Annotated in this window: 16 protein-coding genes and 2 tRNA genes; 11 read left to right on the plus strand and 7 right to left on the minus strand. The window is 53.4% G+C overall.

The annotated features are described in order from the left end of the window. Nucleotides 1-151: 151 nt before the first annotated feature. The 6 genes from IE099_RS09275 to IE099_RS09300 form a co-directional block, all read right to left on the minus strand. A complete protein-coding gene (locus IE099_RS09275) occupies nucleotides 152-1,006 on the minus strand; it encodes a PEP-CTERM sorting domain-containing protein (RefSeq protein WP_189569645.1) in 855 nt (284 codons plus the stop codon). A 202-nt stretch (nucleotides 1,007-1,208) separates the two neighbouring features. Continuing rightward, nucleotides 1,209-3,194 (minus strand): aldolase/citrate lyase/malate synthase family protein, encoded by a 1,986-nt coding sequence (locus tag IE099_RS09280; protein ID WP_189569646.1) that lies wholly within the window; start codon nucleotides 3,192-3,194, stop codon nucleotides 1,209-1,211. 123 nt (nucleotides 3,195-3,317) lie between these two features. Then, the gene (locus IE099_RS09285; protein WP_189569647.1) at nucleotides 3,318-4,313 is read right to left on the minus strand and encodes a hypothetical protein; all 996 of its coding nucleotides are present in this window, start codon (nucleotides 4,311-4,313) and stop codon (nucleotides 3,318-3,320) included. A gap of 24 nt (nucleotides 4,314-4,337) precedes the next feature. Further along, entirely contained in the window at nucleotides 4,338-4,904 is a 567-nt protein-coding gene (locus IE099_RS09290; RefSeq protein WP_189569648.1) for a hypothetical protein, read from the minus strand. Nucleotides 4,905-5,211: 307 nt separating this feature from the next. Then, nucleotides 5,212-7,425 carry a LamG domain-containing protein gene (locus tag IE099_RS09295; RefSeq protein WP_189569649.1) on the minus strand — a complete coding sequence of 738 codons (2,214 nt, stop codon included), beginning with the start codon at nucleotides 7,423-7,425 and terminating at the stop codon, nucleotides 5,212-5,214. Between the two features lie 189 nt (nucleotides 7,426-7,614). Next, nucleotides 7,615-8,010 carry a hypothetical protein gene (locus IE099_RS09300; protein WP_189569650.1) on the minus strand — a complete coding sequence of 132 codons (396 nt, stop codon included), beginning with the start codon at nucleotides 8,008-8,010 and terminating at the stop codon, nucleotides 7,615-7,617. Nucleotides 8,011-8,759: 749 nt separating this feature from the next. Between IE099_RS09300 and IE099_RS09305 the strand changes: the two genes are divergently transcribed. From IE099_RS09305 to IE099_RS09345, 9 genes are all read left to right on the plus strand, one after another. Further along, nucleotides 8,760-8,834 (plus strand) — tRNA-Thr (locus tag IE099_RS09305). 36 nt (nucleotides 8,835-8,870) lie between these two features. Then, entirely contained in the window at nucleotides 8,871-10,055 is a 1,185-nt protein-coding gene (gene tuf, locus IE099_RS09310) for an elongation factor Tu (RefSeq protein WP_189569651.1), read from the plus strand. Between the two features lie 91 nt (nucleotides 10,056-10,146). Then, nucleotides 10,147-10,222: transfer RNA gene (locus tag IE099_RS09315), tRNA-Trp, on the plus strand. Between the two features lie 28 nt (nucleotides 10,223-10,250). Continuing rightward, complete coding sequence (locus tag IE099_RS09320) at nucleotides 10,251-10,478, plus strand: preprotein translocase subunit SecE (RefSeq protein WP_189569652.1); 228 nt, start codon at nucleotides 10,251-10,253, stop codon at nucleotides 10,476-10,478. 49 nt (nucleotides 10,479-10,527) lie between these two features. Beyond that, nucleotides 10,528-11,097 carry a transcription termination/antitermination protein NusG gene (gene nusG / locus IE099_RS09325; protein ID WP_189569653.1) on the plus strand — a complete coding sequence of 190 codons (570 nt, stop codon included), beginning with the start codon at nucleotides 10,528-10,530 and terminating at the stop codon, nucleotides 11,095-11,097. A 22-nt stretch (nucleotides 11,098-11,119) separates the two neighbouring features. Beyond that, nucleotides 11,120-11,548 (plus strand): 50S ribosomal protein L11, encoded by a 429-nt coding sequence (rplK, locus tag IE099_RS09330; RefSeq protein ID WP_189569654.1) that lies wholly within the window; start codon nucleotides 11,120-11,122, stop codon nucleotides 11,546-11,548. 93 nt (nucleotides 11,549-11,641) lie between these two features. Further along, nucleotides 11,642-12,343, plus strand: coding sequence for a 50S ribosomal protein L1 (gene rplA / locus IE099_RS09335; protein WP_189569655.1), 702 nt, complete (start codon nucleotides 11,642-11,644; stop codon nucleotides 12,341-12,343). Between the two features lie 18 nt (nucleotides 12,344-12,361). Continuing rightward, nucleotides 12,362-12,874 carry a 50S ribosomal protein L10 gene (gene rplJ / locus IE099_RS09340; RefSeq protein ID WP_189569656.1) on the plus strand — a complete coding sequence of 171 codons (513 nt, stop codon included), beginning with the start codon at nucleotides 12,362-12,364 and terminating at the stop codon, nucleotides 12,872-12,874. Nucleotides 12,875-13,097: 223 nt separating this feature from the next. Continuing rightward, on the plus strand, nucleotides 13,098-15,542 hold the full coding sequence (locus tag IE099_RS09345) for a LamG-like jellyroll fold domain-containing protein (RefSeq protein WP_189569657.1): 2,445 nt from the start codon (nucleotides 13,098-13,100) through the stop codon (nucleotides 15,540-15,542). Nucleotides 15,543-15,835: 293 nt separating this feature from the next. Here the strand turns inward: IE099_RS09345 and IE099_RS09350 are convergent, their stop codons facing one another. After that, nucleotides 15,836-16,495, minus strand: a complete 660-nt coding sequence (locus IE099_RS09350) for a PEP-CTERM sorting domain-containing protein (protein WP_189569658.1) — start codon at nucleotides 16,493-16,495, stop codon at nucleotides 15,836-15,838. A 399-nt stretch (nucleotides 16,496-16,894) separates the two neighbouring features. Here IE099_RS09350 and IE099_RS09355 point away from each other — a divergent pair, with 399 nt between their 5' ends. Both IE099_RS09355 and rplL read left to right on the plus strand, forming a co-directional pair. Continuing rightward, nucleotides 16,895-22,324: a LamG-like jellyroll fold domain-containing protein gene (locus IE099_RS09355; protein WP_189569659.1), complete on the plus strand. Its 5,430-nt coding sequence runs from the start codon at nucleotides 16,895-16,897 to the stop codon at nucleotides 22,322-22,324. 360 nt (nucleotides 22,325-22,684) lie between these two features. Further along, entirely contained in the window at nucleotides 22,685-23,059 is a 375-nt protein-coding gene (rplL, locus tag IE099_RS09360) for a 50S ribosomal protein L7/L12 (RefSeq protein ID WP_189569660.1), read from the plus strand. The last annotated feature ends 50 nt before the right edge of the window (nucleotides 23,060-23,109 follow it).

The raw sequence follows: 23,109 nt of genomic DNA on the forward strand, positions 1-23,109 counted from the left end.
CATTTCCTTTCCAAGCGATTTGAATACACTTCTCGTCACCGTAGCCGGACGGATTCGATTCCTCCCCGCAGGCCAAGACCGGCGGGGAAGAGATGATCAAGACGAATGACTCTGGCTGAAGAGTTTTTCGCTTTTTAAGGGTTTCGGATTGTTAGGAAAGACGTCGTCGCCATCCAGCCACTAGAAGAACGGAAGAGGCGAAAGCGAGAAGCCCAGTCGAAGGCTCGGGAATGGCGATGATACCGTAGTTGGTTCCGGAGGCACTGGTGATGGTGCCGTCGGGCAATAAAACCCCGTTTTCGTCCCGTAGTTCAACCCCGCCCAAGACCAGGGTGTTGTCGAAGTCTGCCGTGCCCATGATGGTGGATCCGTCTTCGTGATAGCCGGTGTAGACTTGGAAATAAGACTGGAGGGTGACCCTGATTTCTTGGGCGAATGCGCCATGAACATAGGCATCCGAGACGAGTTGAACGTCATAGTTGCCTGGGTTGAAAAAGCTCCAACGTTGCACTGGAACGTTAGCGTGTTGAATGGTGACAATGTTAAATGCTTCTTCCCCGAAGATGGAGCCGGACAGGTTGAGTAAATATCGTGAGTTGTAGTTCACCGCAGTGCCCCCGTAGCTGAGGGTATCGGTGAAGCTCGCGTAGGAATAGGCGTTGAAAAAGTTTTCGACTCCTTGAGGGTCGCCTTCCTCCGGAAAGTAAGGTTCGAAGTAGGTGTCAGTTAGTTCGCCGCTGGCATAGGTTCGCAGGCCTAGGTAGGAGGCGGAAGCGCTTGCTTGGGCCGAAAACGTCATCGGCCCGAACTCGCCTGATCCGTTGACGCTCAGAGGGGCTCCGACATCCGAATACCCGTAGCCTCCCGGTAGGATGGCTGTGAGGGGTGGGTTGACGAAGTCGATCTCATTGTGTCCAGCCTCAATGATGGACCATGTTTCCAGGCTGCTCTGGGAGTAGAGGAAAGAGGCACTGGCAGTGAACGCTGCCAGATAAGTGAATCTCATGAACGGGCTCAGTTTCATAACCCCCGAAAGATATCTTAAAAGCGCGTATTTCGTCTTTCTCTGTTTTCCTAGTTAGGTTTTTATTGAGGTAATCTGCTTATAGAGAGTGGTTTGCGTGGGTTTTGAGTCAATGGCTTGGAGAGGCTTTATGTTTAACTCTTCTTTTCCAATATGCTGATTCTTCGTTTCTCGGAGCTCCGCCTCATTCCAGTGCCGATTTGCGTATTGTGTCCAAGGTGAAGGGAAGCATGAGCTCCGTTGCAAATTCGACTGGCTCGGGATCGGTGACCAATTGGCGTAGGATTTGAGCGGCCACGGGATACCATTTGGCTGCATCGCCTTGCCAGGAAACCTGGATTCTCTTGTTCGCGGAATCATTGCCTGCTTTGAGAAAGCCAAGTTCCTCTTGCAGCAGGCTTTCGAAGAGTTCGTGCGAGACCCGGCCATGGTTTACCTCGGCCCAGAGCTCCCAACGCGAGCGCTCAGTCGTTGCGAGGTCGTCCATCACACGGACAAAGACAGGTTCTCCCGCGCTGGTCTTCATTGTGGCGGGCAGGGCGACACAACCGTTGCCGCAAAGCCAGTCGCAGATGTATTGCAGCGCTTGGAAGATGTTGTAGCGCACTTCCTCGGGATCATCATTGGCGATGACATCGGAGACCTCAATGGTAGCGGCCAGCACACTGCGGCAATAGCGCGGGTCAGATGAGTCGAGACCCTCCGCGTCAGGGGAGAATACGAATTTCAACAGACTGCGGGCCTCCCCCTCGTCGGTGACCAAAGCGCGCACCAGTTTCTCCACGCTCTCAGGCCCTCTTCGCCAGGCTTCTACCAGCGCGAGCCCGATGCGGACGAAGGCCGGGTGTGCGACCCAAAATCCGTTGAGCCCCCGTTTCAACTGGGTAGTGACATCGCGAATATAACCCACCATGCTCACCTGATAGGAGAGGGGATTGCCTTCCTCGTAGAGCACTCCATACATCCCTCCGATGCGAATGGCGCCGATGGGAGCGAGGGCTTCGACGAGGATTTTGTGAGACTCGCGAATGTGGTTGATTACGATGTTGGGGTCGGCTTTGACCGGAATTCGGTAGTTGGGATCGTGGCGAAAGAGCCGTGCCACCGAGGCGAGGAAATCGTGCCAACCCAAGCTGCCACCCAAGAAGTGAGGGTGCAACACGGCAGCCATTTCTCGTATTCGAAAGATGGCGCGAGGATTTTCAAAGACGATGAAGAGCTTGATGGTTCCGAACTCATATCCTGATGCCATTGCGACCATGTGCCTCTCCGCGCAGTCAATGAGATGCTTCAGGTAGGCGGCCTCTTCTTCATTCTCCAATTTGGGAACATAGAAGACCAAGGCTTCCGGGCGTGAACGATTGTGCCAGAGATGCAGCGCGAAATCGACGAGGTGGAGCGGGAGAGGATTACCGTCTAACAGATGGTTTCCATCGGGCAAGGCGAGCCCTGGAATTCTTTTGATGGGTTTGGAAAGTCCTTGGTCGTCGAGCTGATAGACTTTGCCGTTTTTCGGATCCTCGAACCGTAAAGTCCCGTCGAAGCAGCCCATCAGGTTTTCACAGGCTTGGAGAAAGTTGGCCATGATGGGGGTCTTGGAGTCTTCATTGTCCGCCCCCCAGCGCGGCACTTGTCCGGCCGCTTCTGCGAGTTCCGTGACAATGGCGGGTTCGTCAGAGCCTACCCGATTGAAAGCGTTCATTGCGTTGATCGACATCTTGGCAGTATCGGGAGGGCCAAAGAGGGTGACTTGATCGCCGCGAAGGAATTCAGGGATGTCGATTTCTTTTAAATCCTGAGCATTGTTCGGCAGCGGGCCGACCACGATTCGTCCCGCGTCATCCTTCTTTCCAATTACGGTTTGGTAATCAGGGGAAGAGTATGGGGTGCCCTGGTTTTTCTCGACGCAGGCGAGGGTCTCGCGATCGATGAAGGCCCGGTCGGCAATGCGATTTTCAAGGACGGTATTCAGTTCGGCCCTTACTTCTTGATAGAGTTCACAGACGAACTGCAAGGCTTCGTCAGTTTCGATGCGGGGGAACTTTCCTCGCAAGCCTGGCGCGATTCGCAATCCCTCAACCGCTTGGACCTGCTCTCGCTCTTGCCACAGTTCAGCAAGCAAGTCGGCGGATAGAAAGGAACGGTAGGCGGGGATGTGAGGAGGCTTCATCGGCAGGAGATCTTGCCGCGAGTTAAGCAGGTTCTCTTGCGGGTCACCATCGCAAAGCGTATGGGAAAGCGGGCTCGTTCCTCGCGAATTGAAGCCGTCTACCCATCCTCATGTCCTGTGACTCTAGCTGGGCGGGGCCGGCGATTGAATCAGAAGGCAGCCTTCCAGAATCGGCTGGAGCACATGGAGGAAGGCATCGGTCTCGTCTTCAAGACGCTCTCCAAAGCGGTCTTCGGCCTGACGAAGAACGTAATCGAGGTCCGCGCGAACCAAGGCATTGGACCGTCCCCGCACAAGGGCGACGAGCAAGGTGTGCTTGCCCTGTCGAATGATAGCGACCTGGTCGTCGGCATAATCAAAGGCCTTGCGCAGGTTGCCTTCGTCGTCGGTGAGGCGACGGACGAGTTTTTTAACGGTTCCTTCAACTCGTTTCTCCGAGGCATGCCGTGCCGGATCGTGGGAAGCGAAGGAAACCAGCGAATAGTCCTCTCGGCGCAGAAGGTAGGCCTCCTCCACCTGATAGCGTCGGGTCGAACGAAAGACGACCTCGTCGTAGCTGCGGCTGGTCATGAGGGCCTTCAGGCGCCAACCGAGCCTGTCGACGGTGCCGGTAGAGCGGAACTGGACAGCGGCGTCGATCTGTTCGGCGATGGCACGACGCACCGTGCTGCGAAGCATGGGTTCGAGATAGGTGTGCAAGCCTTTGTCGGGGGCGTAGAGCACTCTTTCGAGGGAAGACTCAACCACAGGTTCCAAGGCTCGGCGGAGATCATCGTCAGTTGCGGGGGGAGTGTCGTCGTCGTCCATGGCGGCGGAGATGACCGAGGCCATGGGGGTGGGCATGGGCGCGGTTGGGGTCTGCTTGCGGGAGGGGGAAGGGGGGGCTGTAGATGCCCGGGGTGGGGCTGGAAGAGGCTTTTTGACGGTAGGGGGAGAGGCTGGTGCGGGGGGCTTTGTGCTCTCCATCGGAAAGGAGGGGAAGTTCCGGGCCTTGGTCTCGCTGTTCTCCTGTTTGGCAAAGTCGTGATGGGGAAGAGCGGCCATCAGGCTTTCCATCGAGGGCAAACGTGGGGGAGTCTCGAAGGGCTTGAGCTCGGGAAAAGGACTCTGGGTCGTCATTCGGGTAACGTTTGTGGGATTCGACTAGAGAAGATATCCCTCCGGGGTCTCGAAGTCGCCATCGTCCTCCATTGCGGCCGCTGCCAGACGGGCAAAGCGGCTCGATAGGTCCTGCCGGTCAGCCTTGATGTCGCGGATGCTCTGGAGGTCTCGGTCCATCTGGTTTTTCCACTGGAGAATCTCGTTCTGCAGGTGGTGTAGAATTTCGCGAGTGCGCGCATCGATGAGGGCCGTCATCTCCGAGGCGACCTTTTCCATCCGGTCGCTGATTTGCTCTTCCAGCGCTTGCTGGTTGAGTGGAAGCCCATTGGTGCGGGAGAGCTTCTGAGCCAGTTGGGCGATTTGCTGCTGGCGGGCCGCAGACTCCTTTTGAATCCTGATCTTCAGCTCTTGGGTATCGCGCAGGAGCGTCTGCTGCGCCGTGGCCAGCCGATTGTCCATCGCGGGTTCGCGGCGGAAAGAGGTCGTGGTATTCGGCCGGGTTGTTTCGAGTTCAGCCAGCCGGCGCTCGATTCGGCCCATCTCGCGACCAACGAGGATTTCACGAATGCGCTCAACCTGTTGAGACGGATTAAATTTAGTTTCGGGCATGGAGGTAGTCTTACAAAGGGAAGCTTTCTCGACGCCAAAAGGTGAACGGGCGCATAGAGAGAAAACCGAGTTGGGAAAATAGGGTGGCAAGGGCCTATCAATCCACGAAAAAAGGTCTCCTTCGCACATGTGAATTATCTGGAAATAATTATTGCTAGAAAATCATTATAAAATTTCCGAATTGAGGTTGGCCTTTTTCCGAGGATGGGCGAGCGATTCTTGGGGGTTCGTTCCCCAAAAAAAGTGGCTCCGCAGATGCGGAGCCACTTTCATGAAACCCAATATAATTCCGGCGGCCTCGACATGTTCAGGCGCAGGCTGTTGGGATTTTATTCTTCAATAATGCAAAGAACTGGCGGCTGTTTGCTGTCGTAGCGCCTGCCACCGTGTAGCTGGTTGTTGCTCCACCATTGGCAATTGCGGTGGCCCCGGGGACGGTTGCCCATTCGCTTACCGGCGTCGCCAGGTCGGTGCTGGAGACGACCTTGAAGGTCGGGGCCAGACCGCTGGAAACCCAAGTGATGGTGAAGTCCGACGGATTGGGGGAGTCGGTTTCGGTGCTGATGATCGTGATTTCATCCGAGGAAACCGCTTCTACCAACGAGAGGACCGGAATGCCGGCTCGTCCCGCATCGGCGATGAGCTGGACGTCTTCTTCGCTCAGCGCAGTCGCGAACACAGCGAGGTCATCGAGTTGGGCATCGAGCTCGCGATTCGACGCAACCGGGTCGTCTCCGATGTTCCAGAGTTGACCAGTGGCGGTGTAGACTTTGGCAATTGCAGGATGGGTCGTTTGGTCGATGACTGGTCCCGCAAGCTGTCCGTCCACGTAATATTTACCGGTCATATTGGTTCCGTCAGACTCCCAGCTCATCGCGATGTGGATCCACTGGCCTACAACAGAAGTTCCGTTGGCCGAGTCGAGACCCACACTGGTGCCGCCCGGATCATGGTCAAAGCGGAAGTCGAAGGCCGTGCCATTGACATTCAGTCCCCAGTTTTCGTCCCGAGTTTGGAAAATCCCATCGTATCCGGGTGCATTGTCCATATTCACCCAGGCCATCAGAGTGAAGGCTGTGGCCGGTGTTCCTCCCGGGCCAGCAGTTCCGAGCGCATCCGCGACTTGCATGGAAGTGTTGCCAGTCAGGTCCAGTGAGGACGCTCCAATCAGAGGGTTGTTGGTCACCCAGCCCACGGCATTCTGGTTGGTTGTCGCGTTCTCCGGGGTGCCGAGGGGAGCGGTGTCGGCTGCAGTGGTGCCAATTCCTTCGTCGAAGCTGTAGTAGGAGACCAGATCTCCAATGACAGTGGGAAGGACTACCGAGTTGGCATCGCTTGGGTCGGTTCCATCCGCGATTTCCCGTGGGTCGGACACGCCATCGTTATCACTGTCCCGCTTGATAGGATCGGAAAGGAAAGCACTACCGATGCTAGCGTTGAGCTCATCACCATCCGTAAGGCCGTCTTTATCGGAATCGGGGTCAGCGGGATCGGTTCCCGCATCTATTTCCGCACCGTCCAGAAGATCGTCGTCATCCGAGTCGGGATTGCGGGGATCGGTCAGGTAGTTGTCGATCTCCTCGCCGTTGTTGAGGCCATCATTGTCCAGGTCGCCCAGAGGACCATGAGGACCGTCGTCCGCACCGGGGCTGCTCTCGCCCACGGATCCGTCTGCTGTAGGGTCGAGACCTTTTTCGATTTCAAGGGCGTCGGGGAATCCGTCTCCGTCCGAGTCATCTGAATTGGGGTCGGTCGGACTTCCTGGTCCGCCAGTTTCCACTCCGGCATTCCAGATGTTGAAGGTTCCCAGCACCTCGTCGTGGTCGGAGAATCCGTCGCCATCAGAGTCGGGGGCGTTGGGGTCGGTCGGGTCATTGAAATAAGCGGAGTTTTCTGAACCGCTCAGTTCTTCACCGTCCGTCAGGCCATCGTCATCGCTATCGGGGTCAGTCGGGTCAGTCGGGTCGTATCCCAGGATGCCGTCATGCTCGTCGATGTTGCTGGCTCCGTCGCCGTCCAAATCGCCATCGGCTCCATTGGGACCATCTTTCGCGCCCGGGCTGGATTCACCAACTGTGCCGTCGTCAGAGGGATCAAGGCCATTGTTGAGCTCGTATTTATCGGCCATAAAGTCTCCATCGGTATCCTCCAAATTGGGATCGGTGAAGATGCTGCTGCCAATTGTGGTGTCGATCTCGTCCTTGTCGGAAAGACCGTCTCCATCAGTATCATAGAGATCGGGGTCCGTCCCAGTGTTGGAAGGGCTGATATACACTTCGGTATTGGTTTCCGCCGAATCCAAAAGGCCGTCATAGTCGCGGTCGCCGGGAGCGGGCTCGAAGTTGAGAGTGAGCTCGGCGGCATTTCCGTCCCCTTCGAGGGAGTCAAAGGAGAGTTGGCTCGTGCCTGCAGACTGAATAATCAAACCTGCGTTCTCCGGGCCATCCTCAATCCACTGAGGTAAAATGGCCTGCAGGGCGGCGGTGTCGAGAGTAATGACGAGGGCATCGTCTTCGCCCACCACTGCGGTGAACGTTCCGGTCCCGAGGCTTTCCCCGGTATCTGTTCCAAATGCAAAAAGGAGAGGGGAGGGAAGTGCGCCGGAAGGAGTCGCTCCGCCGCCTTGGCTAAACCACTGTATGCCATCCGTTCCGCCGAAGGCTGTGGGAGCCGCCTTGTAGAGAAGGCTGACAGAACCAGCTTGGGCCGATTATCCTCCGTCGCTGCCGCCCTTGGTTCCCTGCACCCAACCTGCGTTCTCTGCAACGAGAGGGAAAATGCTGAGCTCTTGGACCGCAGCACCATTGCTCTCATCCTTGGATGTTTTTTCGTAGAGAGTGAAGGTCGCGGAATTCAAGGTCGCGCCTGAAAGAATGGCTCCAGTGTATTGGCTGACATCGAATCGGAACAATCCGTGGCGAGGAGCGCTGGCGCCGTTGCCGCCAATAATAACTTCGTTCCGGCCTCCAAAGTTGTCTTCGGCCTCTCCCAAGTCGGCTTGGGTTGGGGTGATCCTGTTCGTGAGCAGGGTTGTGTCGGCTATCGCGGTCAGTGTTTGACTGTTCGTCGTTTGACTCAGAGCGGCAAAGGCTCCTAGGCTCGACATGATTCTGATGTGGTAATTCATGGTGTAAGTGACTAGTTCGTGGATCAGAGCGGCCTCCTGCTTTTCGGCGGAAACTGTGAATTGACTGATGTCAGTCACTTCTTGCGCTCTAACTCAGTCTGCTAACTGCCTTGTGGTCCCTTCATCTGACCGAAAATTTTGCTGCTGACTCAAGCTTGAGGCAGAAAGGAAAGAAGAGGGAAATGCCGGCCAAGCTCACTTGAGAGAGAGGGGGGGATTTGGGGGGATTGCGGAGTATTTATTTTCAGGGGGTTAGCTCGGGTGAAAGAGCTTTTCCATGCCCGACCGGAGCGAAGAGAAGCCGAAAAATTGGGAAAAGTGGTCTGCGAACATTTAAAATTTTCGGGGCAAAGTGATTTCTTCGAAGAAAGAAAAGGCGCAGGATGTTTTCGAAACCACTGCCAAAAGATGAGAAAAAAGGGGACGAAGTGTCATCAAAACAGGGCTTTAGCCCGCCGAAATCTCTCTCGCTAAGGATTCTCGGAAAACGGTGTCTTTGCAACTGGTTGATAATGAGTAATCAATTCGGACCGGCTGTTTTCTGAACTCCCGTGAAAGGCTGGGAAAAACTTTTTCTAGGAATACTGAATTAGATTTTGACAGCGCTAAAGCTATTGCTAACTTCCCGCCCGCTTTTCGCGGGGCGGAGCTCACTTTAATCTATTGCAAGTTTCTATTGCAATTTGGTCGAAACTGAGTCAAAGCCGCTCGTCAGGCGACCGGACAACGCTTATGTAGCTCAGGGGTAGAGCACATCCTTGGTAAGGATGAGGTCGTGGGTTCAATTCCCACCATAAGCTCCAGGTCCCGGGAGAAAAATCCGCAAATAACTAAAGGAAATGGCGAAAGAACAATTCGAAAGGAACAAGCCCCACGTGAACATTGGCACGATTGGGCACGTTGATCATGGTAAAACAACTTTGACCGCAGCTATCACAACTGTCCTTGCTGAGGCTGGCGGCGGTGAGGCAAAAGCATACGATCAGATCGATGCTGCTCCGGAAGAGAAAGCTCGCGGAATTACTATTTCGACCGCTCACGTTGAGTACGAAACTGCAAATCGTCACTACGCTCACGTTGATTGTCCCGGTCACGCTGACTACGTTAAGAACATGATTACCGGTGCTGCCCAGATGGACGGCGGTATTCTTGTTGTTTCCGCAGCAGACGGCCCAATGCCACAGACTCGTGAGCACATCCTTCTTGCTCGTCAGGTTGGCGTTCCTGCTCTTGTGGTTTTCTTGAACAAGACTGACCAGGTTGATGATGAAGAGCTTCTCGAGCTCGTTGAGATGGAAGTTCGCGAACTTCTCAGCATGTATGAATTCCCTGGTGATGACATCCCAATTGTAAAGGGTTCCGCTCTCAAGGCGCTCGAAGGTGACGCGACTCACAAAGAGGCAATCCTCAAGCTGATGGAAGCTGTTGACTCTTACGTTCCAGAGCCAGAGCGTCCAATTGACCAGGACTTCCTCATGCCGATTGAGGACGTGTTCTCGATTGAAGGACGTGGAACAGTTGCTACTGGCCGTGTTGAGCGTGGAATTATCAAGAAGATGTCCGAAGTGGAGATCGTTGGTATCCGTGACACCCAGAAGACTACTATTACTGACATCGAGATGTTCCGTAAGCTTCTTGACGAAGGTCGTGCTGGTGACAACGTGGGTCTCCTCGTTCGTGGTCTTAAAAAAGACGACCTTGAGCGTGGCCAGGTTATCGTGAAGCCCGGCTCTGTAACTCCTCACAAGAAGTTCAAGGCTGAGATCTACGTTCTTTCCAAGGATGAAGGCGGACGTCACACTCCTTTCTTCTCCAACTATCGCCCTCAGTTCTACTTCCGCACAACTGACGTGACCGGCAGCATCAAGCTTCCTGATGGAGTTGAGATGGTTATGCCTGGTGACAACGTCGAATTGGAAGTTGAGCTCATTCAGCCAATTGCAATGGAGAAGACCATGCGTTTCGCGATTCGCGAAGGTGGTCGCACCGTTGGAGCGGGCCGCGTTGGTGATATCCTCGACTAATTTCTAAATTATCTGGACGAGCAATCGTTCGGATGGCAATGACTTTGCGGGGCATTCCGGGTAATACTGGAATGCCCCAAGTCGCCTCAACAGGACAGTAGCTCAATTGGTAGAGCATCGGTTTCCAAAACCGAGGGTTGCAGGTTCGAGTCCTGTCTGTCCTGCCATTTTTCCCAATATTCTCGGCACACACCTATGCGCAAAGCGTTCACATTCATCAACGAAGTCAAAGGAGAACTCCGTAAGGCTGCATGGCCTTGGGACCCGGATCCAAAGGTCAAGGGTTTCAAAAAGTTCAAGGAATTGATTGATTCTACCGTGGTGGTGATTATAGCGATGCTCCTTCTCGCAGGGTTTGTCGCCTTTTGGGACTTTATCCACCGCAATGTGGTGGATTTCCTCACCGGACTCGGTGTGGGATAGGGGAGAGGATTCTCCCTCATTTTTAATTTTATAAGATTTCGATACGAAGATGCCGAATATTCCCAAGGGTAAAGACCAGTGGTATGTGGTGCACGTGCTCTCCGGACAGGAGAACAGTGTGGCCAAGCGGATTCGCCGTGAGGTGGAGCGCGAGGAGTTGGGTGACTACATCTTTGAGGTGTTGGTTCCTACCGAGATGGTTGAAGAAAACCGGAAGGGGAAGAAAGTCGAGATGAAGAAGAAGTTCTTCCCCGGCTACATCATCGTGAATATGTATCTCTTTGATGAGAATAAGGATCTGGTGGACCAGTCCTGGTATTTCGTCAAGGAGATGGACGGTGTTATCGGCTTTGCTGGAACCAAGGACAAGCCGATTCCAATGCGGCCACGGGAAGTGGAGAGCATGTTAGCCCAGATTAAAGAGCGCGAGGAGTCTGTAAGGCCCTCAATCTCCTTTGAGGTCGGGGATACCGTGCTGGTTGCAGATGGACCGTTCGAAAGTCAAAACGGAGTGGTCGAAGAGATTGACCACGAGCGCGGTAAACTCAGGGTTTCCGTAACAATTTTTGGTCGTTCAACTCCGGTTGAGTTGGAGACCTGGCAGGTGGAAAGCGCCTAATTCATAATCAAGCAACACTCAGATGGCTAAGGAAGTTAAGAAAATATTGAAGCTGCAGATTAACGCAGGACAGGCGAATCCCTCTCCTCCGGTTGGTCCAGCGCTCGGTCAGGCAGGCGTGAACATCATGCAGTTCTGTAAGGATTTCAATGCCGCGACCCAGAGTCAGGCAGGGGACCTCTTGCCCACCGTCATTACGGTGTTCAAGGACAGCTCGTTCACTTTCGTTACCAAGCAACCGCCTGCAGCGGTGCTCTTGAAGAAAGCTGCTGGAATCGCTTCCGGATCTGCTGTTCCTCAGACTGACAAGGTGGGCAAGCTCTCCAAGGAGAAGCTCATGGAAGTGGTCAAAGTGAAGCTCCCTGACCTCAACACCAACGATCCCGAGCAGGCTTGTCGCATCCTTGCCGGCACCGCCCGTCAAATGGGCCTCGAAATCGAGGGTATGTAAGCAATCTCGAGTCTGAATTCTTCAGGCTCACTGAAAAACAAGTAGGAGAGTCCCGCAATCAGGCAGGGCTCGTCCGCACTACAAACCAATACAATGGCAAACAAAAAAAGTAAGCGTTACCTCAAGGCTGTCGAGCAGATCGAAGCCGGAAAAGGTTACCCCCTCACGGAGGCTGTCAGCCTTCTCAAGAAACTTCCCGCTCCCAAGTTCGATGGCACCGTCACGGTCTCCTTCAAGCTGGGGGTCGACCCTCGTAAAAGTGACCAAATGGTCCGGGGCAGTGTCTCCTTGCCCCACGGCACTGGTAAGACTGTCCGCGTGATTGTGTTCGCAACCGGCGATGCCGCCAAGGCCGCTCAAGAAGCAGGCGCTGACGAAGTGGGCATGGACGACCTCATCAAGAAGGTGCAGGACGGATTCCTCGATTTCGACGCCGCTATCGCCACTCCTGATGCGATGAAAGAAGTGCGTAAGATTGCCCGGGTTCTCGGACCACGCGGCCTCATGCCAAACCCCAAGACTGGAACTGTCACCGATGATACTGCGAAAGCAATCAACGCGGTGAAAGCTGGTAAGATTGACTACAAGGTAGACAAAAACGGTTGCGTCGCTGCTGCCGTGGGCAAAGTTTCTTTCGATGAGGCTAAGTTGGTTGAAAACGCCGCAGCTCTCATTGAAAGCTTGGTCAAGGCCAAGCCTGCTTCCGCCAAAGGGGACTACATTCAGTCCGCAACTCTTGCTTCCTCCATGTTGCCCGGTCTTCCGTTGGAAGCCTCTCTCTACGCAATCAACTAATTCCGAGAACACCCGATCATGAACCCAGATAAGAAAATCATCGTCGACGAGCTTCTCGAAAGAGTAAATGGCTCTCCCTTCCTTCTTGTAGTGGACTACAACGGCATGACCGTGCCCGAGTTCAGTGAGCTTCGCAACCGCCTCTCAGAGGTCGGTGCCGAGTGCCACGTTGGCAAAAACCGCTTCATGCGCATTGCGATTGAAGAAGCCGGTCTTCCGAGTCTTGGTGACGACCTTCGTGGTCAGACCGCTTTCGTGACTGGTGCTGACGACGTTTGCGGTGCCGCCAAAGTCATTAAGAACTTCGCCAAGGAGTTCAAGAAGCCCGAGGTCAAAGTCGGTCTTTTGGACGGGGCTGTTGTCGATACCGCTCAGATCGATGCTTTGGCAGACCTTCCATCTCGCGAAGTTCTCCTCGCCAAGCTCCTTTCGGTCATCAATGCGCCTGCTTCCAAGTTGGTCCGGACCATCAACGAGCCAGGTTCCGCGCTTGCACGCGTCATCAAGGCCAAGTATCCAGACGGCGAGTAAGCTCGAACTTTTTTCCAGATTTACAGAATGCCCGCCCTGAACCGGCGGGCATTTTTTGTGTTTAGAGGTCCCTGTTTCCAGGGCCTCCAGCTAAGTGGGCTGATTTTTTGTAAGATGATTTGCACCGCGAGGTCTCCGTTGGACATACCCTTTCATGGTACCCAAATCTGATCCTTCGTCGAAAAGTTGGATGAGATGAGAAGTCCCAAAAAAACAAAAAACCATGAAAGTAATCAAGTTATGCGCCTTGTTGTCCATTGCCGCTGCCTGTTCCTCGCAGGCTCAAGTAACGGTGTCCTATAGTAATTTTAATTTCCGGGGCGGCACAGGCAACGGGGGCTTCGGTATTTTCGGAACCTCCTCGGATGGAAGCGTTGTGACCCAAGACGGAAATCCCTATCCAACCGGCCAGTACACGCCTGTTACCGATTTTCAGTTTCGATGGGACGGTCTGACTCTCGACACGGCTGGTACCGGTGATGATCATATTGATTTCACATTGAGAATCACCTCCAATGGAGCTGCCGCCGGCAATGTGCAGTTGGGCGGAGAGGGAATCGGAGTAGCCGGAGGGGTTGGTACTCGCATCGATGAAGATGACCCGGCAACGACCGATGTCGACGAGTCGGAATCATTACTGATCGAGGTGGTCGATGTGAGCGTGAGTGAAGGTACTCTTGGGACGGTAACGTTCGATGGTTTCACTGCGGCAGCGGCGTTTGCGGCTGCTGCCGGCGGGGGAGCACCCGGCCTTCAGTTTGATGTGGAAGCTGATGTCAATGGGACCACGGGTTCTTTGAGCCGTAGCGGAGCAGGGTATCTGTTTGGACAACTTGCTCCTGCCTGGGGTGGTGCTGCAAGCCCGAGTGTCACGGTGGACAACCCTGTCTACAATGCCTTGGGACAAGACACTGCGACAGGGATGAGGATTTTCTTTCGACAATCTTCATTTTCCTTCACTTTCACGGAAGCTGCAGGCGCTCCCAGCATTTTTGAGTTTAGCTTGGCGGAAGGGGGATTTGGCACCTTCAATGAGACCCAAGGAAGTTATTTCACCTCAGGGACTCCCGAGAACGAAGCGGATGGTGTTTACGACCAAGACTCATTGCAGTTTTTCTTTGACTTGGAGAATGCGACCGAGGCTACGTTGAAAAGGGACGGAGTGGTTGAGCAAACCCTTAGCAATCCTACAACCGGCTTGATTACTCCAGCCACGCAACCAGCCGGGGTGTATGAGTATACTCTCGAGGTTACCAACGGCACCGACACCGCGGTGAGCCAGCCGATAACGGTCTATATTGAACAGCCGATGGTGGTTAGCGAATTTTCAACTCGCTCCAATGCCGGTCAGATTGGGGTGGGCGGCAAGCTCCCTCTTTTCATTTCTGCCGAAGGGGACTTTGATTTCAATGATGTCACCAATGGCTTGTTCCTTTCCTTCACCGACCAAGCCGAGACTCTCACCGAAGCTGGTGCCGGGGGCTCCAACGGGGACGGCGAACTCACTCTGGACTATCGTAACAACACCTTGTTTTTCTCAGAGAATCTGGCCCTCACTAGTCAAACTGGGCGCTTGGACGTTCCTGTGGCTAGTATCGTGGCGGCACTTGAGGCTGCAAACAGCCCTCTGACCTTCCCGTTCGACGCGAGGGCCAAGCTGAGCGCGGTCAATCCGGCTGGAACCACCACCGTGGATATCGATTTCACCATTTTGGATTCGCAAATTGTTGTCGAGTTGGATGCCGAGACTTTTGTCGTCGATAGCGGCGTTCTCGAAAACCAATATATCAGCCCTTTTGTGCAGGCTCTCGAAGTTGCCAACGGTGATGTCGTTGATATCGCTGGGAATGGGAGCGTGACCTTCAATTCCGGCCTCGGTGGGGTCATCACTCTAGCAGAGTCGTTTCAAGGATTCACCTCTTTCCAAGAGGGTTACCGATTCCAAGATGTAACCCATAGTTTGTGGATAGACGTTCCAGAAACTCCGGAAGGTGGCGGATTGATTATCAAGTGGGGCAATGATGCCGTCGGAACTTCGATTGGTATCGATTCCGGAAATTTGACCGCAATCACGGTAAATAACGCGAATGCCAGTCAAGTCAGTGCCCCCATCGATGCCGGATGGCACCACATTGCGGTCACGATTGACATCGGCGGCACCGAACCAAACTCTGTAATCGCGCTCTATCTCGATGGAATTTTGGTTGATACCGGAGACTCGCCTGCGGAGGTTTTGACGAGCTGGGCCAGTTCTTTGACTGGGGCTCTTTATTCCAATATTGGAGGGGGCGGCTATGCCGGTCAGAGTGCGGGACTCTTCGATGGAGGAGGATTCTCGAATGCTACTTCAGGGGTGATTCGGATGTATAATGGAATTCTTGATGCCGCTACCATTGAAGCTCTAGCGGCCGAGTTTATCGACAACAGTGCACCCATCGCCATCGATTCCATTGAATTCAATGGCAGTGACTTGGATATTGTTGCCAGCGGACTGGTGGTGGATACCGAGTATTATCTGGTCCAAGATACCGATTTGGCGGGGGACTTCTCGACCTTGATTGACACGGTTATTGCTACTTCGGCGGTTGAGACTTTCACCGACGTTGATCCAACTGCAGTAGATCCCAAGTCATTCTATCGGGTGACCTCAGTGCCACCGGTCGAGTAAAGGAACAAATTGGCGAATCATTTTTCAGCCTCTTCCTTGCCCCGTGATCGCGGGGTTTTAGGGAGAGGCTGAAATTGTTTTCATCTCCAAGGCTTTGACTACGGCGGTAGGGTCAGGGACTGCAAACTTTTTGTTCGTTGAGAGAACCATGAGCTAGTCGTCTGATGGAGAAACCCCGCGGAATGGATCAAATTTTGCGTTGAGCAGGGAAAAAGCTAGTCTTTGCCATAATTGGCCAAAAAAAGCGCAAGCCGCGAGACTTGCGCTTCTTGAATATCTGAATGTTCGTTCGATTACTTGCGACGACGGAAAGCGAGGAAGCCTCCAGCCAATCCAAGCAGGGCCACCGAAGATGGTTCGGGGACGGGGACGGTGCTGAATTGCAAGTCGTATGCGCGCGCTACAATAGAAGCACCATCGCCGCCAGAATTGTCGAACAAAATGGTAGCTGTCGGAGCGAAAGAGGCGCTAGCAGTTACGAATTGGAAGCCTCCGCCGGTTGTGGCCAAATTAACAGTGGTGCCATTGATATCCACATTTCTGGTGAAAACACCGTTGCCGCCCATTCCGGCCGTTCCCTCGGTAAAGCCATCAAAGACGATGGCGTCACCTGAATCTGTGGTGGTACCGGAGAGTCCAACCACAGAGATCGTCACATTGTTGAGGTTGCCGAACCCAGTATCAATTCCTTGGCCCCAGGCTCTTTGGCTAGCTCCTCCTCCGGAAGCTCGAACTGTAAAGTTGACAGTGTCGTTGGCCGAGCCGTCACCATCCAAATCCAAGTTTGTATAGCTAATAACCCAATCCAAGGGGTCGGCAGTCGCGTTTCCGGGGCCCGGGCTCAGCGTCGCGTCATCGTGCCCAAAGAGACCCGTCCCGCGCAAGTCGAGGTTGTCTATCGTTATCGTGGCAGCTTGAGCAACAGCGCCCGTCGCTAGCAGCGAGGTCGCCATTAAACTACCTAGGTTTTTTGTTCTTATGTTCATGGTTTAATTGCAGTTCATTTTTTTGATGTTGGAACAGTCCAACCTTATAAATGTGCGTGAATCTTAAAAGGTTAGCAGGAATCGTAAAAAAAGAGAAATTTTGTTCAAGGGGGGAGAATTGCGCTGGGTTCGTGCTGTTAAGAGCGAAAGACTTCAGGGGACATAGACCTCAAACGTCTGTGGCGCAGTCAAGAGCGACAGCTTGCCGAGGTGAGGGGGCTGTTCTCGCTAGGAGTGCTTTAGTGAAGAGGAGGTAGGCTCATCTTTTGTCTCAGCCGCTTGTTCCGGTGAGCTCTGCAAGCCAAGCATCAGGATGTTCACGAATTATTTTTGTAACCATTTCCCGAGCTTTACGATAAGAGAGATATGACGATGGTTTTCCGAGCTACTTTTCACTTTGGTTTCTTTTTATTATGCTGCTGCCTGCAGGCCGAGGCGGTGGACTACAAGCGCTGGATGACGGACAACGTGTCGACCATCGGGGCATACAAGCTGAGGGATCTCGTGATTCCGGGGACGCACGATTCCGGCTCTTACGATCCGCTCAGTCCCGTGGATTTCGGTGATGCGCGGTGGGACGAATTCTCTGTCGGCGACCACTTTCCGCCGGATGATTATGACAATCCTTGGAAGAGAGCATTGGCGATTACAGACGAGCTCTACGAGCCTTGGTCGCAGAATCACAATAAGACGATTCTCCAGCAGATGAACGAAGGGGTCCGATCCATAGACCTGCGGGTGGCGGTGAATGCCGATGGGGTGATGTATTTCGCGCATGGCCTCTACAACGATACGATTGAAAAGTGTCTCGATGATGCCGAGACCTTTCATGACCAGAATCCGAATGAGATCATTATGATCTACTTTCAGAAGTTCTACGACACGTGGATCGATGAGAACCAGGATAGCTCTACTGATTATGAGGACGGCATGCGGGCTTCGAAGCACGAGGAGTTGGTAGCGATGATCAACGCTCGATTTGCGGGGGACATTGCCTCCTATGAGAATTTTACTCCTTCGAGCACGGTGAGTGATTTGATTAATGCTGGAAAAACGGTGATCATCTCTTATCAGGTGAGTGAGGCTGATTATTGGGATATTTCCACTTTTGATGGTGATGCCTATAAAACTTCGGATCCAGAGTGGGAGCGCCCTGTCGAGTTTTGGCCCGGTTATCAGGGGTATGGTCGGAGTGGAGGGGATCAGGACTCCCATCATCGGAGTGTTTACTACGACGGTTTGATTGAGAAGATGCTGCCGTCGGATTCGTCGGCCGACTATTACTCGGATGAGGATGCGTTGTTCACTTTTGGAAACGTGACTCATAACAATACTCTGATCGCAAACGGGACCTTGGGATTCGGAAGCTATCCAAGAAGTATTCGTGGAGTGGCGGAGGATGCGAATCCGGTTTTGATGCACTGGCTGGTGACCGAGTTGGCAGTTCCTCCTCCTGCGGGAGCGAATTATCGTTATAAGGGGCGTCCCAATGTGATTGGGATCGATTTTCAAGAGTATGGAGACATTGTGGACGTTTGTCTCGAATTGAACGGAATCAGCACTGGTAGCGGTGTGCTGGCGAAGTATGCGACTGAACCGGAGTCGGATTGGAATGAAGGGTGGCAGTCTGGTCCGGAGATTGCCTTGGAGTGGGTCGAGGGGGCTTTGAGTGATACGGGCGATTGGTTCGAGGATGCGGGGGATCAGATTGCGGACTGGTTCGTAGGGGCGGGGAATGATTTTGTAGATTTCTTTGATGATTTGTTCAGCAGTTCGGACCCAGCCCCGCCCACGTTGCGATCAAACTTTGTGACCGCTAAGAACGGAACCGCTCCGACGGGTCAAATACCGACAGGGATCCGGCACTACCAGATTGAAGTGGAATGGATCGATGGGGGAAGCACTCCGATAATTCCCCTAGTGACCGCGCAAATTTATTTTCCTGATTTTACCAAGATTCCTAGTAACCCTTCCATCGATGACCTGAGTTGGACGCGTGAGAATCCAATTGGAAACCTGAATCAAGGGGCAAACCATTTTCTGTTTGATGCCGAATGGCCTTGGTGGGGGCAGTGGGAGGCGAGTTCGGTGGGAACGAAAGACTTTTATATTTCGGAAGAATACTTTCCTCATTCTGTGTTGCCGGTTCTCTATTTTTCGTCGGAGTATATTTCCGGCGGGAAGTCATGGACGGCTTGGAGTTATCAGTTCATGACTTTGCCGGAGGAAATTGGTTCTTGTTGGGAAGGGTATAGCCAGAGTCTCGCGAACGGGGCGCGGATGAAGTATTGTGTGACTCGCATTCGGGCGGGAGAGCCGAAGGAAGTTCCCAATGTCGTCTGGGAACCTGCTCTTTGCTACACGGGGGAGCCACTAGGCGGGGGAGTTAGAGGAGTATTGAATGCGAGGACGGAGCCCTTTGTCCCCGGGACCTTTGATTACGCGCAAGTTGAATCGTCCACGGTGTTGCCTGATGGGGACTATGAGTTACTGGTGCGCTTTGTTCCAGATGACACTGAGCGCTATGCGACGGTTTCCGAGACCGTTGAAATATCGATTGGGCCCAAGCCGCTGCTTGTTCCTGTTATCGAGTGGTTTCCTAGTACAAAGATTTATAATTTGGCAGGTTGGCCCTACGGGGATGCCCAAGCGAAGGTGAATGGGAACACTATTCCGGGGACCTGGAGCTATACTCCGAAGTTGGGGGAGTATCCTGCTTCCGCTTTAGATGGCTTCTCGCCCTTAGCTTTCCGCGTTGCGGTTTTCACGCCTGATGATCCGACGACTTATGCTTCTGCTTCTGCTATTGCAGAATATAAAATGAAATTGGAGCAGTTGCCCTTTCATGGAGAGCCTGTTTCGTTGCCAGGAATCATCGAAACTGGAGAGCATGATACGGGAGGCTGGCTGATTGCCTATAGTAAGCGCTATGGATTCTCTGGGACTGACGAAGTGGTTCAAAATTTTGGGAACGGTGACTGGATTGAGTATACGGTCGAGGCGGAGCATCCAGGCCACTTCGATATCAAGGTTCTAGCGGGCTCGACCGCCTCGGAATCGCCGACGTTCCAGATTACGCGGGATGAGGGTCAGGTAGTGCTGGCAAACAATCAGTCGGTCAAAGTTTCCCACAACGCGGCTTGGAACGAGGTTGTGATGAAGGATGTATTTCTTCCAGCAGGAGTGCACGTGTTGCGATTTGAGAATACGAGTCAGGGTGCCGAGTATCTGAGTTTTGATTTTCAAAATCTGGAGTTTGCTCAGACCAGTTATTCTAACAGCGACGTCACTGCTCCTGGGGATTTGAGTGTTGCGAGTTCGAGTAACTCTCCCAGTGGAGAAGAAGTTGCGAATGCAATCGATAACGATATTGAGACCAAGTATCTCAATTTTGACGGAGAAGGTTCGGGCTTCACGGTGACACCTGAGCACGCATGGACTAAGGTGGCTGGGATTGCGCTGACCTCTGCAAACGATTCGCCCAATCGGGATCCCAAGCGGGTGGTCGTGGAAGGAACGGCAGATGGAACAAACTTCGTCACTCTGGTGGATGCTGTCGTGCCCGCGTTTACCGAGCGGTTTCAGCGGCAGGAAATTAGGATTGTGAACGCCGTGTCCTATCAGAGTTATCGCATTACATTTCCTGAGATTGTAGACCCTTCGGTCGAAAACTACATGCAGATTGCAGAAGTGGAGCTGATTGGAGTGCCGAGCGATCCGGGTCCATTGTTGGAAATCGAAGGGCAGAGTTTCGATTTTGGAGGGGTGCCAGCCACCTACTTTTACCTTCAAGCTGATACTACAATCCTCCCCGTTACCGGCGAGTTCTGGTTGGTGAATCGGGGGGAAAGCGATGCCACGGTGAGTGCCATCAACCAGACCTTTGGTTCGGTGAATTGGTCTGGAGGGGTGATTGCTCCGGGGGAGAGGCAGAAGGTGCAAATTACCTACGACGATCCCGCAGACCTGAGGTTTTTCTACGTGATTGAGGTGGTGTCGGATAGTATTCAAGCGGTGCCGGAAGTGCGAGTGAGCAGTCCGGAAGGGGTGGTCACCGCTTCGACAGATTTCGACGACCTCATTGAGGAGGTTGATGATGGAGAAGTGATTCGCTTCAGCCAAGAGTTGAATGGTAAAGTGAAGCGTTTGAGTCAAGTTTGGCTGGAGAAGGAGATTACGCTCGATGCTTCCAATCTTTCGGAAGGAGTTACTCTCGAAGTGACGGGGGAGGGTCGCGCTTTCATGGTGAGGCCTAACGGAGGTCTGACTTTGCGAGGTCTGAACCTGACTGGAGGAAATGTGGAATCCGGCTGGGGAGGTGCAGTGATGGCCAATGGGCCGGTCTTGATTGAGAACTGTGCCATCTTTGGAAATGAGGCGCAGTATGGAGGCGGAGTTGCCTGTGACACCGGTGGGTCTCTTACGATGAGGAATGTGACCTTGTTCCGAAACCGGTCCACTGTTTCTGGAGGAGCCGTTTTTCACGCCAATGGTTCGGTGGAGGCTCCTGTTCTGTTGGAGAACTGCACCATCAGTGGGAACTGGGCGGGTACCAACGGGGGAGGGATTGATCCCAATGAAATTGCTCAGAACACGACCTTGGTGAATTGTATCGTGTCGGGGAATTTCGCGAACTCGGGCGCCAATATTTATGGAGCAGCTGACCTACAAGAAAGTAACCTGGTGGATGGTGAAGCCGGGTTGTCGATTCCTGGGTTTTATGGCGGAAGCACCGCTACGATACCCTTGCATGCGGGCTCTCCAGCGATTGATGCAGCGGTCTCGGGCGTGATTCCTGAATTCGACCAAAGTGGTCTTGCGAGAGTCGGTGTTCCTGACTTGGGGGCTGCAGAGTATCAGCCCTTGGATATTGTGAGTATCGCGAAGGCTTCCAGTTACACCCCGAGCGAGCCCATGATGGAGGTGACTTTGAAGACGGTTCCTAACTCGCAGTATCAGTTGGAGACCAGTGCGGATTTGGAGAACTTTTCGGTGTTGGAGGACAGTGTCGCTCTTGCTGACGGCGACCTCACGATGTGGGAGGTGGAGTTACCGGTTGATAGTGGATTCGTGCGAGCTCGCCAATTTTCCGGTCTCTCCCAAGGTCTTCGTGCCTATTGGAATTTCGAAGGGAATGGCAACAATTCCGTTCTTGCATCGGGAGATGTCGCCAATGACCTTCCTCTCAATGGAGTGGCCCAGGGGGATGTGAGCTACTTTGACAACGGGTTGGGTGGGCAAGCTGCGCTCTTCGATGGGAATGGTGATCACTTCCAAGTGGATGGAGAAATCGTGGAAGACGCGCCAGACAGCTCGTTCACGATTTCTTCATGGTTCCGTTCGGATGTGTTGCCGACAGGATCTGAGGTTCAGTTTGTTTATGAGACTTCAATCAATCAGTCGATGTCGCTGAGCTTGAGAGAGGGAATTTATGCTGGCAGCACTGACACCGAGTTAACTCTGCTACAATTCCGATCTCATGATGGAACGACGGTGACTTTGCAGAAGACTCTCTATGATCATTATTTTGATGGGAAGTGGATGCACGCGGCAGTGACCTTCGATGCGGATAGCGATACCTTCCTGCTCTATCTGAATGGTGAGCAGGTGAGCTCTCAGTCGGAGGTCGGAAATATCACCGATTTTGCCAACTTCCGCATTGGTTCTTCGAGAACGGCGGATTGGGGCTGGTTCAAGGGCGCAATTGATGAGGTGGGGGTGTGGGATCGAGCCTTTACCCAAGTCGAAGTCAGTTTGCTCTACAACGGGGGAATCGTCACTTCGGTGTTGGACTAGGAAGTCTTGCCTGGTGTCATTCGCTATCCGCTTAGGGGGGGAGTTCGATCGGGTGAGGGGTCGTAAAAAGAGGAAGATTGTCGAGATTTTCAGAAATTTTCGTAGCATTCTTGAAAAAAGACTTGAATGGTTGGTCCATATGGTCGAGACACCTCGCCCCTTGCTCTCTTTCTTCGAAGGAGATGGGGCTGGGCGGGTTACAGTTGAGAGAGAGAATTTACGAATTTAGAACAGATGCTGCGGGTTTTCGCATTCCGCAGCTGTCAAGGGAATGGTCCCTAGTCGGGGCTCACGGCTGTGAGAACTGAAATGGACCGGAGGCTTCCGGTCCGCGACGACACCAACCGAAAAAATAAAAAAATGGCTGATATTAATAGCATTGCAGAAGAATTGGGCAAGTTGACCGTACTTGAAGCGGCAGAACTTGTGAAGAAGCTTGAAGAAGAGTGGGGCGTATCCGCAGCGGCACCCGTGGCTGCTGCTGCTGGTCCTGCTGCTGAAGCTGCACCTGTGGAAGAGAAGACTGATTTTGACGTCTTTCTTGCTGAAGCTGGTGGCAACAAGATTGCTGTCATTAAGGCAGTTCGCGGAGTTGTTTCCGGTCTTGGTCTCGCTGAAGCTAAGAAGCTTGTTGAAAGCGCTCCAGTTGTTCTCGCTGAGGGAATGGCCAAGGATGCCGCTGAAGAAGCAAAGAAAGCTCTCGAAGAGGCTGGCGCCAAAGTCGAACTCAAGTAATCACCGGATTTCTTTTGATCCGAGGGGGCTTCGTGCCTCCTCGGACTTTT

This window comes from Roseibacillus persicicus, from assembly GCF_014651675.1.
Classification (GTDB): Bacteria; Verrucomicrobiota; Verrucomicrobiia; order Verrucomicrobiales; family Akkermansiaceae; genus Roseibacillus; species Roseibacillus persicicus.

Coding starts and splice junctions, on each gene's coding strand:
- IE099_RS09275 (WP_189569645.1), bottom strand. CDS start 1,006: ATGAGATTCACTTATCTGGCAGCGTTCACTGCCAGTGCCTCTTTCCTC.
- IE099_RS09280 (WP_189569646.1), bottom strand. CDS start 3,194: ATGAAGCCTCCTCACATCCCCGCCTACCGTTCCTTTCTATCCGCCGAC.
- IE099_RS09285 (WP_189569647.1), bottom strand. CDS start 4,313: ATGACGACCCAGAGTCCTTTTCCCGAGCTCAAGCCCTTCGAGACTCCC.
- IE099_RS09290 (WP_189569648.1), bottom strand. CDS start 4,904: ATGCCCGAAACTAAATTTAATCCGTCTCAACAGGTTGAGCGCATTCGT.
- IE099_RS09300 (WP_189569650.1), bottom strand. CDS start 8,010: ATGTCGAGCCTAGGAGCCTTTGCCGCTCTGAGTCAAACGACGAACAGT.
- tuf (WP_189569651.1), top strand. CDS start 8,871: ATGGCGAAAGAACAATTCGAAAGGAACAAGCCCCACGTGAACATTGGC.
- IE099_RS09320 (WP_189569652.1), top strand. CDS start 10,251: ATGCGCAAAGCGTTCACATTCATCAACGAAGTCAAAGGAGAACTCCGT.
- nusG (WP_189569653.1), top strand. CDS start 10,528: ATGCCGAATATTCCCAAGGGTAAAGACCAGTGGTATGTGGTGCACGTG.
- rplK (WP_189569654.1), top strand. CDS start 11,120: ATGGCTAAGGAAGTTAAGAAAATATTGAAGCTGCAGATTAACGCAGGA.
- rplA (WP_189569655.1), top strand. CDS start 11,642: ATGGCAAACAAAAAAAGTAAGCGTTACCTCAAGGCTGTCGAGCAGATC.
- rplJ (WP_189569656.1), top strand. CDS start 12,362: ATGAACCCAGATAAGAAAATCATCGTCGACGAGCTTCTCGAAAGAGTA.
- IE099_RS09345 (WP_189569657.1), top strand. CDS start 13,098: ATGAAAGTAATCAAGTTATGCGCCTTGTTGTCCATTGCCGCTGCCTGT.
- IE099_RS09350 (WP_189569658.1), bottom strand. CDS start 16,495: ATGGCGACCTCGCTGCTAGCGACGGGCGCTGTTGCTCAAGCTGCCACG.
- IE099_RS09355 (WP_189569659.1), top strand. CDS start 16,895: ATGACGATGGTTTTCCGAGCTACTTTTCACTTTGGTTTCTTTTTATTA.
- rplL (WP_189569660.1), top strand. CDS start 22,685: ATGGCTGATATTAATAGCATTGCAGAAGAATTGGGCAAGTTGACCGTA.